Source organism: Alphaproteobacteria bacterium (assembly GCA_015231795.1).
Classification (GTDB): Bacteria; Pseudomonadota; Alphaproteobacteria; order Rhodospirillales; family WMHbin7; genus WMHbin7.
In genome coordinates this window covers 117,861-129,561 of the sequence record JADGAX010000008.1, presented here as the reverse complement: position 1 = coordinate 129,561, position 11,701 = coordinate 117,861, and the positions used below count along the sequence as shown (strand labels likewise).

7 protein-coding genes are annotated in these 11,701 nt (G+C 61.1%); 3 read left to right on the top strand and 4 right to left on the bottom strand.

Features of this window, described 5'->3' with window-relative positions; translation table 11 throughout:
- Positions 1-222 precede the first annotated feature (222 nt).
- Positions 223-2,124, bottom strand: coding sequence for a TolC family outer membrane protein (locus tag HQL44_15190; GenBank protein MBF0269928.1), 1,902 nt, complete (start codon positions 2,122-2,124; stop codon positions 223-225).
- A 198-nt stretch (positions 2,125-2,322) separates the two neighbouring features.
- Between HQL44_15190 and HQL44_15185 the strand changes: the two genes are divergently transcribed.
- Positions 2,323-3,942, top strand: a complete 1,620-nt coding sequence (locus HQL44_15185) for a methyltransferase domain-containing protein (GenBank protein MBF0269927.1) — start codon at positions 2,323-2,325, stop codon at positions 3,940-3,942.
- A 20-nt stretch (positions 3,943-3,962) separates the two neighbouring features.
- Positions 3,963-4,445, top strand: a complete 483-nt coding sequence (locus HQL44_15180) for a hypothetical protein (GenBank protein ID MBF0269926.1) — start codon at positions 3,963-3,965, stop codon at positions 4,443-4,445.
- Here HQL44_15180 and HQL44_15175 read toward each other — a convergent pair.
- Positions 4,442-5,368: a phosphotransferase family protein gene (locus HQL44_15175; GenBank protein MBF0269925.1), complete on the bottom strand. Its 927-nt coding sequence runs from the start codon at positions 5,366-5,368 to the stop codon at positions 4,442-4,444. The two genes, HQL44_15180 and HQL44_15175, sit on opposite strands and share 4 nt — an antisense overlap.
- Before the next feature lie 83 nt (positions 5,369-5,451).
- On the opposite strand from HQL44_15175, the gene HQL44_15170 reads away from it, so the two are divergent.
- Positions 5,452-6,318 (top strand): ParA family protein, encoded by an 867-nt coding sequence (locus HQL44_15170; protein ID MBF0269924.1) that lies wholly within the window; start codon positions 5,452-5,454, stop codon positions 6,316-6,318.
- Positions 6,319-6,398: 80 nt separating this feature from the next.
- On the opposite strand, the gene HQL44_15165 is transcribed toward HQL44_15170, so the two are convergent.
- Complete coding sequence (locus HQL44_15165) at positions 6,399-7,790, bottom strand: HlyD family type I secretion periplasmic adaptor subunit (GenBank protein ID MBF0269923.1); 1,392 nt, start codon at positions 7,788-7,790, stop codon at positions 6,399-6,401.
- Positions 7,791-7,797: 7 nt separating this feature from the next.
- On the bottom strand, positions 7,798-11,700 hold the full coding sequence (locus tag HQL44_15160) for an ATP-binding cassette domain-containing protein (protein ID MBF0269922.1): 3,903 nt from the start codon (positions 11,698-11,700) through the stop codon (positions 7,798-7,800).
- Between the last annotated feature and the right edge of the window lies 1 nt (position 11,701).

Below are 11,701 nucleotides of genomic sequence, written 5' to 3'. Positions count from 1 at the left end.
CCTCCGTGACTGAATTGAATCCGCCCATGGCGGTCCTCCTTTGCGTTGGTGTGAGAGTGAAGCCCAAATGCGAAAAGCCGCCCGGGCTGTTGCCAGGGCGGCTTTTGGTCGCAGTAAGGGCGGTAATGGACGGAGCCTATTCGCTACCGCAGCAGCCTGTCAACAAAATTCCTATGCAAAGAAGAAATGCTGACGCTTAGTGCGGCGCGAAAAGCCTAAATGTCACTCTCTGGCGCTGAGCTGCGCCATGAAGGGCGAGGTTGACGGACGCAGCACCGTCGCCGGTCTGGCTGGTGCGGTTTCCGCCTTGGTCGGCGGAGCGGGTTGCTCCACTTTGGGCATCGCTTCCGGTTTGACGGGGGCCGGAGCGGGCGCAGGCGCAGGCGCGGGTGGCGGGGCGGCGGGAGCGGGCTGTTCCGGCACGGGCGCCGGGGCTGGTGCAGGCGCGGGTGCTGGTGTTGCCGGGGCCGCATCTGGCGTAAATGGCGCCATTTCGATATCCATGGGGGCCGGTTTCGGCTTGATCGGTTGCGCCATCGGGACAGGCGCGGTTATGGCCTCCGGCGGTGGGGCTGCCGGTGGCGCCGCCAAGGGCGCTTCGGCGGCCTGTTGTTCGGCAGAGGGCATGGCCGCCGTGGGCGCATCGGCGCTTAAAGCTGGCGACGGCGCAATATCGGAAGGCAAGGGAGCCAACGGGCGGGCTGGCGGATCGGGCGGGGCTTCAACCGTGTTGCCACGCTCCTTGTCGATCGAGCTTCTGCCGCCCACCCACTTGTCGTGCACTTCGTCGTAATGCGGCTTGGGCGAATAGTTTGGCTCGCCCAGCGCCAATTTGGCGGCGGTCAATTCGCCGATGGCCAGCTTCAACTGATAGGCCGCCACATACAGATCGGTGCGGGCGCGCACAAGGGCGGTGCGGCTGTCCAGCAAATCCTGGCGGGCATCCAGCACGTCGAGCAGCGAACGGGTGCCGAAGGATTGTTCGCGCCCGACATGGGCCAGCGCCATCTCGGCTGCGGCAACCCTGGCCTCGTTGACGCGGATGCGGTCCTTAGCCAGCGTCATGGTGTCCCAGGACTTGCTGGCGTTTTCGGCGGCGTCGCGTTTGGCCTTCTCCAGCGTGATCGAAGACTGGCTGTGCGTTTGGCGGGCCTGACGGGTTTTGGAGTAAGCCAGGCCGCCATCGAAAATGGGCATGGTCATGACAAGTTTGACGGTCGCGTCGTCGATGCGGCTGTCCACGGTGCTCGTTTCGATATCGCGCCCAACCGTGCCCTGCACGGCCAGGGTGGGCAGCAACTCGCCGCGCGCGAGTTTGATGTTTTCGCGCGCCGCCTTTTCGTCATAGAGCGCAGCCGCGATGCCGTAATTCGATTCCAAGGCCAGCTTGATGGCGGTCTCGCGCTTGGCGGGCAGGGCCTCCGGGAAGGCGGGCAGGCTGACTGGCCCGGCATCGGCGCCGACCAAGCCGCGATACATCGCCTCGGCGGTCGCAAGATCGGACTCGGCGGTGACGCGGTCGGCCACCGCCTTGGCGTGGCGGGTTTCGGCTTGGCTGATGTCGGTCTTGGTGCGCTCGCCCATGTCGAAGCGGCGCTTGGTGCCCGCCAGTTCCTCGGCGATGCCCTTTTCGCTCTCGCTGGTGATGGCCAGCAAGTCGCGCTGCATCAGCAAACGCATATAGGCGGCGGCGGTGTCGGACAGCACGCTGCCTTCGGTCACCATCAGGCGGGCGCGCTCGGCCAGAATCTTGTTTTCCGCGACGTTGGTGGCGGCGATGGTTCGTCCGCCGCGATAGAGATATTCATTGATGGTCAATTTGACGCTTTTGGGATTGCGTGTCTGGTTGGTCGCGTCAGCCGTCGTTTTGGTGTTGTCGTAGAGCAGGCGTTGCCAGCCGGTTTCCGCCGACGCGGTAATGGTGGGGCGCCAATTGGCCAGAGCCTGCGGCGCCAGTTCGTCGGTGGCGCGCACCAGCGCTTGCCCGGCTCTGATCTGCGGATTGGTTTGATAGGCCTTGTAGAGCGCTTCTTCCAACGTCTCGGCGCGGCTGGAAAAGGCGACGCCCAAGAGGCCGGTGCCGACGGCAAGCGCCAGAAGTGACCTGTAAGTGCGAGAGCGCATCGTCTTGTTCCCCAAAGCCAGTGCCGCCAAGAGCGGTCTTCAGACTAATCTTGGGATAGAAGAGTTAAAAAAAACTCAAGATAAGGTAGGCAAAAAATTCCCAGATACTTGATATCCGCCGATAATTCTTGCTGGGACACGGCTGTCCACTGGCCTATATTGAATCCAGATTGAAGGATAGACGGCCGGGAGGGGGAGATGGCCAGAACCGTTTCGGGCCGCATTGTCGTGCGAATGCAAGGCGCTGTCGCCAAGGCGCCGCCAGCGCAACAAGACGAGCGCCTGTTTGTCGCCATCGCCAGCTACCGCGATCCGGAATGCCAGTGGACGGTGCGCGACCTGTTCTTGAAGGCGGCAAGGCCAGAGCGGATTTTCGTGGGCATTTGTTGGCAAACCGTGCCCGAGGAAGACAAAGACTGTTTCGAAATTCCCTCGCCGCGTCCCGATCAAACCCGCAGCGTCGACTTTCACGTCAGCCAAAGCGAAGGCGTGGGCTGGGCGCGTGCCCAGGCGCACAAGCTGTGGCGGGGCGAGGAATATGTGCTGAATATCGACAGCCATATGCGCTTTGTTGAAAACTGGGACGAGCGGATGATCGCCCAGTTGAAATCTTGCAAGGCGCCCAAGCCGGTTCTGTCGACCTACCCTCCTGGCTATGTGCCGCCAGACAAACTCAATCCACCGACCCTGCCGCTGGTCAGCGCCGGCTATTTCGACGAGGCGGGCGTGCTGATCAATAAATCGCGCGCCATCCAGCCGCAGGACGCGCCCAGCAGGCCCATGCCCTCGATGCTGTATGCCGCCGGTTTCGTCTTCGCCTCGTCAAAGATGCTGGCCGAGGTGCCTTATGATCCGCTTATCTATTTCCAAGGCGAGGAAATTTCGATGGCGGTCAGGCTGTGGACGCATGGCTGGGACATCTTCTCGCCCTGTGAAGCGCTGATCTACCATGCCTACGTAAAATTCACCGAGCGCAAAACCCATTGGGTGGACAATCGCGACTGGCCGAAGTTGAACAGTCGCTCGCGCGCCAGGGTGGCGCATTTGATCGGCAGCAAGAATACCCAAGATGCGCAGGCGCTGGCCGACCTTGACGCCTTCGGCCTGGGTTCGGCCAGATCGCTTGACGATTATCAACGATTGAGCGGCATCGATTTCCTTGCCAAGACGATTTCCGTTTCCGCCAGCGAGGGGCGCTTTCCCCTGGCCATTTACGACGCCGAGCGAGAAACGCGCCGCGCCGCTCAGATTGAGAGCTGGCGCAAGAACGTTAACGGCAATTTTGAAACGCGCTCTGGTGCCGGGTCCACCCTGGTGGCGACCAGGGCCTTGCGGGTCTGGTTGAAGGAAACGTTCGCCCGATTGGGCGTGCGCAGCCTCGTCGATGCTGGTTGCGGCGAAGCCGGTTGGATATCCGCCCTGGCCGAAGGGCTGGACCTTTATGTCGGCGTCGATATCGTCGAAGAGTTGATCGCCGACAACGCCAGAGTCTATCAGGCGTCGCGGACCATGCTGTTCAAGCCGGGCGACATCACGCGCGATCTTCTGCCCAAGGCGGATCTGATCTTGTGTCGCGACACGCTGACTTATCTGGATAATTCCGACATCCAGGCCGCATTGCGGCTGTTTCGCCAATCTGGCGCCAGCTATCTGCTGGCGACGCATCATCCCAAGGCGGAACCGGGCGACGCCCCGCCGGGGCAAGAGCGAAAGATCGACCTTGGGGCAAATTCTCTGCTGCAAGCTCCGCCGGTTGATATATTCTCGGACGGCCCGGCCAAGGGGAAGACATTGAGCCTGTGGCGATTGAATGATTGACGGGGTACACTAGTTTCGACATGAACGATTCGAACCTAACCTTGGATGAAATCGCACTGGCGCTGGCCGAATTGGCCGGGCGTCTGGGCCGGATCGAACAGGCCCAGGAATCGCTGTCGTCGAGCTTGGTGCGCGACCGCGAAATTCAACGCCAGACCTTGGGCCTGCTGGTGCAGCTTCTGGAACGCCAGACGGGCAGTTTGAAGCGAATCGAGGCGCTGGCGGCCACGTCGCCCCAAGACCCGTCGCAACCGCGCCGTCAGGCGGTGGTCAAGGGCCAGGTCAAGGTGACGCGCCCAAAAGCGGCCCCCACCCAGATGGCCAAGCCTGCCCTTGCGGCCAAGGCGCCCCCTGCGCCGCGCGCCGTTAAGCCGAAGGCGGAGCCGCCCTTGCCGCTAGCCTCCGAACCCGAGCCCGAGATCGAGCAGCAGATTTCCGAAGCGATCGGCAGCATCTCGGCCATGCTGAAAAAGAAGGAAACGCGCCGACGCAAGTCGCCCTAATTGGACGCCGTCGATTTGCCCGCTTCGCGCAGATAGCGGGAAAATTCCGGATGGGCCAGCAGGGTCTCGGTGCGGGCCAGCCAGTGGATGGCGTTGCGCCGCCGCTTGTAGGGATCTTCGTCCTTTTGCCAGCGGGCCAGATTGAACAAAAGCCAAGTATAGCTGACCGCCACCTTGAACAGGCGCATGCGGGGAATTCCTGGATGCTCAGGATCGCTGAAATAGGTGTCGATCAAGGCCCTGTCTTGAAATTCATCGAAGCGGCATTGAGCGGAAAGCGCGCCCACTTCCCAGTGAGGGTCGGCCTGGCCCGAACATTGCCAATCGACCAGAACCATCCGACCCCCGGTGTCGATGTAGTTTTCAGGCACCGGGTCGTTGTGGCAGGGGGCCAGCGCCGTGCCGACGCCTTCAAGAACCGGCCTGAGAGCAGCCACCGCGCGTCGCACGTCGGGAAGGGTGGCGAAGGCGGGGTCGCCCGCGTCGTTGGCTTCCTTTTCCAGCTTGTCGATGCGCTTGTAGACATTGAAGGACGAGCGGAAGGCCGGACCCGCATGCAGGCGCTTTAAACTGAGCGCCGCCCTTTTCACGGCTTCGAGGTCCTTGAACTTCGAATCGTCCATGGTCGTTCCCTCGATCAGCGGAACCAGCATGGTGCCGTCCTCGGGATCGAAGTGCAGGATCTGCGGGGCAAGGCCGGCGGCGGCGGCAAGCCGGGCGTTGTAAACTTCCTCGCCATAATGATCGGGATAATCGGGAAACCGGCGACCCAGCCTGAGCACGAATTTGCCCCTGGGCGTTTCCAGCTTGAAAACCGTGTTGTGCTGGCCGCCCAGAATGGGCCGCCAGGACATGGCAAGCGGGTCGATGCCGCGAAGATGCGGAATCTTGGAGAGAATCGATTTGATCTGCTCGTCGTTCATGGGGGTACTGTACACGATCTCGGCTGGCAATCGAACCCGTCCTGGGGCAAAATATCGCTAGTTATCGGGGAAAGGGGTTCGGAATGCCGACCGTTGCTGTGTTCAACCAGAAGGGCGGCGTCGCCAAAACGACGACGGCGGTCAATCTGGCGGCTTTGTGGGCCAAGCGGGGACAAAGGACCTTGCTGGTCGACATGGATGCCCAGGGCAATGCAACCGCGGCCTTCGGCATTACGCCCCGTCCCTTGAAGGGGGTTTACGACCTGTTGGTCGAATCGGCCACGGTCGCCGAGGTCATCCGCCCTTCTTGCGTCGACAATCTCAGGATATTGCCATCCACCCCCAATCTTTCCGGGCTGGATGTTGCCCTTTCCGGCGTCCTGGAGCCGCAGCTTGTTCTGCGCCGGGCCTTGGAAAGCCCGTCGGCCGACGCCGATTACATCGTGATCGATTGCCCGCCCACGCTGGGCCTGCCCTCGGTCAACGCGCTGGTGGCGGCGACCGAGTTGGTCATCCCGACCTTTTGCTATCGCCATGCCCAGGACGGGCTGCACGCCACCTGGGCCAATGTGCGGCGCATGGCAAGGCGCATCAATCCGGTGCTGCGCATCAATGGCGTCTTGCTGATCAGCCCCGATTCGAACGAAGTTTCCCGCCGCACGGCGGACATCATTCGGGCCGAGTTCGGAGAGCGCGTCTACAACGAGGCGATTCCCGGCGACAATCTGGTTCCCTTGGCCGAAGAAAGCGACATGCCTCTGGTGCTGCTGCATCCCCAGGCTCCGGCCGCCAAGGCCTATACCAAGGTGATCGACGAGATCGACCAGCGGATTTTCAACGGCAACCGGTCAAGCCTGCGCGGTACCGACAATGCCGACGAGGAGGAGGCCAAAAGTTTGGTTACGCCCTCAAGCTGGCTGAGCATGATCGAAGACCCGCATCACAAATAGGCTTTGATGGCGCGCATGCCGCGCGCGTGAAAAAGGCGCCCTCTCGAAAGAAGGCGCCTTTCTTGTTGGCCAAATTCGCATCAACGCTCGTGGAACGAATTCTTGAGCGAGACGAAAATCGGCTTCAGCAAATATTCTAGCAAGGTCTTGTCGCCGGTTTCGATATCGGCCTGGGCCGACATGCCGGGCAGAACGACATTTACTCCAGGCACGTCGCCCACGTAATTGCGGTTCAAGGTCACGATGCCCTTGTAATGGGTATTGCCCTTGTCGTCGGAGAACGAGGTGGGGGAGATGGATTCCAGCTTTCCGGGGATCGATCCGTAACGGGAAAAATCATAGGTCGTCATCTTGACGGTGACATGTTGGTTGGGTGCGATATGGCCGATGTCGCGGCTTTGAATCTTCACTTCCAACTGCAACTTGTCTTCGACGGGAACCACTTGGCACAAGGTGCCGCCCGGAGCCACCACGGCCCCCACCGTGCGGATTTTCATATCCTGCACCAACCCCTTTTTGGGCGAAACGACGTCCAAACGATCGACCCGATCGGCCAGCTTGGCTAAAGAGTCGCGCACTTGCGCCAGTTCCCCGGTCACCGCGCCCATCTCGTTCGACGCCTCCTGCGTCAAGGTGGCGTTCTGGCTGGTAAGGCGGTTCTCCGCTTCGTTCAGAGCTTGGCGGCTGGCGACCAGCTGCTGCTCGATCTTGTTCATGTCGCCCCGGGTGGTGATGTAGGAACGCTGGGTGTCCAGGAAGACGACCCTGGAAACCAAGCCCTCCTTTTCCAACTGGCTGCGGATCTTGACCAGTTCCTCCAGCACCTTGACCTGTTCGCTCAGGCCCTTGAGGCTTTCCTCGTACTGACGGATTTCCGCCCTTCGCTGCTCGACCTGAGATTTGACGACGGACAGCGACGATGCGCGCGCCGAGCGTTGAGCCGCCAAAATTGCCCTTTGATCGGCAACCAGCGGCGCATAGCTTGCGCCAGCGAAGCTGAAATCCGCGTTGCGGTCGTCAAGATAGGCCTTCAGCCGCTCGGCCTTCAGGGCTAGGCCGACTTCGCGGGTTTTCATCTGTTCGAATTCAGATGTTGCCGATTTCGGCGCCAGACGGAACAGGGGTTGCCCTTCTTCGACCAGTTGCCCTTCCTTGACCAGGATTTCGGAAACCACGCCGCCTTCCAGATGCTGGATGATCTGCACCGCCGACGAGGGCACGACCTCGCCCGTCGTGACGGCGACTTCGTCCAGACGGGCCAGCGCCGCCCAGGCGATGAACAAAATGACGGCGACCGCGATCAGGATGGTGGCTTGGCGCACGATCGTCGAGGTTCCGGTTTCCTCGAGAATGATGGCTTGGCTCAGATGGCGCGCCTGTCGGCTTCCCCTGGTGATGCCCATGCTGGCAAGACCCGTATAGGTTTTGGCTGGCGCTGCGGCGGGATATTGGGGCATGGCACGTTCATCCATATCGGAATTAGAGAAGGTCGGGCGGAATCTGCTTGATCACGTCCTTGGCGGCGCCAGCCAGTCGCAGGTAGCCGTTCTGGAAGACCATTACTTTGTCGGCCACCGCCAGATGGCTGGGCCTGTGGGTGACGATGAAGATGGTGCTTTGTCCTCGGATCGCGTTCACCATGCTCATGAAGTAGCGGTCGCCGGTGAAGTCAAGGCCGGTCACCGGCTCGTCGAAAAGCATGATCGGGGCGCGTTTGAGATAGGCGCGCGCCAGGGACAATCGCTGCATGAAGCTGGCCGAGAAATGTTCCATCCGGCTGTCGCCCAGCTTGGTACTGAAGCCGTCGGGCAAGGCCATGATATCTTCCAGGACCCGGGCCTGGTTGGCGGCGATGCGCAACTCTTCGTCCAGGGCCGTCGGACTGGCGAGGCGCAAATTCTGGGCGATGGTGCCATAGAACACATTGCAGGTCTGGGGCACGTAGGCGATGGCCGAGCGCAGATCGGCCGGGTCGATTTGGCGCAGATCGTGGTTGTCGATGCGCACGCTGCCCGCCTGCGGTTGGTAAAGGCCGCTCATCAGCTTGAGCGCCGTCGATTTTCCAGAACCGTTAGGGCCGATCAAGCCCACGACCTCACCCGGCTGCACGTCGAAGCTGACGCCGACCAGCGCCGGATCGGTGTCGGCGGAGTAGCGGAAGGAGACGCGGGAAAAGACGACATGGCCTTTGAACTTCGCAGGCGGTCTGGTCACGGCCCTGATCTCGCGCTCGGGGCGCAAATTCATCAGATTGTCGATCTGCTTGATGCTGCTGACCACCCGTTCCAGCTTCGGCAGGGAAACGCAAGCCGTCTGCAAGGGGGCCAGAACGCGCCAGACCAGGATCATCGTCGCCACCACGGCGCCGACCGTCATGGCGCTGTCCAACACGCGGTAGACGCTGAAGGCCACCACGATCAGGCCGGCCGACATGGTGACGAAGTTCGCCGTCGTGTTGACGATCACCTGAATCTGGTTGGAATGAAAATCGGCCATCGCCGCCTTGCCCGACATTTGGCGAAAGCGTTCCAGCCATGCCAATTCGTAGCCGCCGGTCTTGATGACGCGCAGCTTGCCGACGGTTTCCGTCAGGAACTCGCTCTTCTTGCCCATGGCCTTGCCCGCCAGGGACGACGAGCGCTGCAGCAGCGGATAGGCGACTTTGGCGATTACTGCGAATATGATGGCCGCCAGAATGACGATATAAACCGTTTGTCCGCCGATGGCGATGAAGACGGCAACGAACAGAAAGACGAAGGGCATTTCGAAGAAGACGAAGGCCAGCGGGCCGTTGAAGAAGTCGCGGATCGATTCGAATTCCTTGATGCGCCCCACCTGCGCGCCCACTGTCGCCCGCTCGGTGAACGAAGCCGACAGCGACAAGATGCGTTGAAAAACGGCGTTGCCGAAGATGTAGTCAAGGCGGCCGCTTAAGTAGGCGACCGCTTTGGAACGCATGCGCGACAGGAAATGTTCGACTGTCAGCGCCAGAAGAACGCCAGCCACCAAATAGCCCAGCGTCGAGAGCGAGCCGGTGGGAACCACCTTGTCGTAGACGCTCATGATGAACAGCGGTGTCGCGACGGCCATCAGGTTGATGAACAGCGTCAGCCAAAGAATTTGCCATATCAGCGGGCGGAAGCGTTCGGTGGTGGCCCTGAACCAGCCGATCTGCTTTTGGCGGGCCAGAAGATCTTCGGTTTCTTCCGAGGCGGGAAAGAAGAAATAGGCGGTGCCAAGAGAGTCCTGATTGCGTCCCGGCGGCTCGATCAAGGCGCGCTCGCCGTCGAAGGCCAGAAGCGTTCCATCGGGCGCTGGCTTCAAAATGATCATGGCGGGGCCGTCGTCAGGAACGAACAGACAGGGCATCAGCCGTGGATCGATCTCGCCAAGCCGCATCCTGTCCGGTCGGCTGATGTAATTCAGATTGGCCATCACATTGCGAAAACCGGTCAGGTCCAGCGTTTCCGCAAAATGGGGCAGGGCTTCGGCGACATGCTTCAGGTCGCCGCGCCAATTGAGCGCCGTCAAAAGCGCGATCAGGCAATTGGCGAAATCCGTGGGGACCGCAAAACGTCCCAACACGTTTTCGGCCAGACGCGTTCCGCGGTCGGCCGACAAGGCGGCGGGAGAACTGGCGGCTGCGCTGCCTTCGCTTTGATCCGCAGGATCGGAAGGTGCTGCGGGGGCGTTGAGGTCCTTCGTTCTTAAGCGCCCGTCCACCAATTCGAAAACACGGTTGGCCAGCTTGGCGTAGGTTGGCCGATGCGTGATCAGCACCAGTGTGCAATTGCCCTTCAGCGTTTCGATGGCGCTTCGGATATAGCGGTCGCCGACGCTGTCGACAGACGAGTTCGCCTCGTCGAACAGCACGATCTTGGGATCGCGCGACAGCGCTCTGGCGATGGCGATGCGCTGCACGACGCCGGCGGGCAAGGAATCGGAAACGCCGTCGCCGATGGGGGTGTCATAGCCCAGGCGCATCGACGAGACCACTTCGTCAAGCCCCACCAGCGAGGCGACTTCCAGGGCGCGATCCGTCTGCGTCGCATCGAACATGGTCAGGTTCTCAAGGATGGTGCCGTTGAAAACCTCGCCTCTCTGCGGAAGATAGGCCACCTGATGTTTTAAAGATTGAGCGTCATATTTGCGGATGTCCTGGCCGTCGATCAGGACCCTTCCTTCGCTGGCCGTCGCCATGCCCAGCATCAAAGACGCCAAGGTCGACTTGCCGGAACCGTTGGCGCCCTGGACGCAGACACATTCTCCGGGCTGGATGTCGATTTTTGCGCCATGAATGATGTTGGGCTGTCCATCGCCGTATGAGAACGAGGCGTTGTCCAGCGTGACGCGCCCTTGAATCTCGGGCCAATCGGGCAAGCCGGCGGCGCCTTCGCGCTTCAGAGACAGCAGGCCCGCCACTTTTTCACGCGCGATGCGAATGGTCTGAAAGCGGTTCCAAACCCCCACCAGACGGGTCAAAGGCTGAAGCGAACGACCGGCCAGCATGGTGCAGGCGGCAAGCCCGCCGATGGTCAGTTCGTTGGCAACGACCAGATTGCAGCCATAGGTGACGATGGCCACCGTGGTCAGTTGCGAAAAGACCTGGCTTAGGCGCATCGCCTCGGCATTGAGATAGGTGGCGTTGTAGGAATTCTGCGCGTTGGCCGACTGCAAAAGCTCGTAGCGGCGCAGCATCAAGGCTTCCATGGCCATCGACTTGACGGTATGGATGCCGCGCAGAACCTCCATGACGAAATCGAGCCGCCGGTCGTCCGACGTCATGCGTTCCTTGATGGCCTTGCGCAACTTTTCGCCCAGCTTCAGCGCCATCAGAAAGAAGATGATCGAGATACCCACCGGGATCAGCACCACCCACCCGGCCAGCAGGGTGATCAGGGCCAGATAAATCAGCACGAAGGGAAGATCGAGCAGCGTCAGCAAGGCCTGGCCGGAATAGAAATCGCGGATTTGGCCAAGGGCGTTCATGCGTTCAAGCTGTTGGCCCGCCCCCTGTTTTTCAATGTCCTCAATGCGTCCCGTCAGCAGGCGCTCCAGCGCGGCCACGCCGGATAAATGTTCGAAGCGGGCGCCTATCCAGCCGGTGACGTAGGAGCGCGCCAAGCGCAGAAGCGATTCCAGAAAGATCGCAACCAGAACGCCGACAACCAACATGCTCAGCGTGCCAGTCGATGAATTCGGAATGATGCGGTCGTACACTTGCAGAAGGGTCAGGGGCAGGGCCAGCGCCAGTAGGTTCAAGAACAGAGAGACCATGGCCAGTTCGGGCAAGTTCGAGCGCATCAGCTTGAAGCTGCCGAGATTTTTGGCGTCTCCGATCAGATCCGACAGGGACATGGGGGCGAAACGCTTAAACGCCATG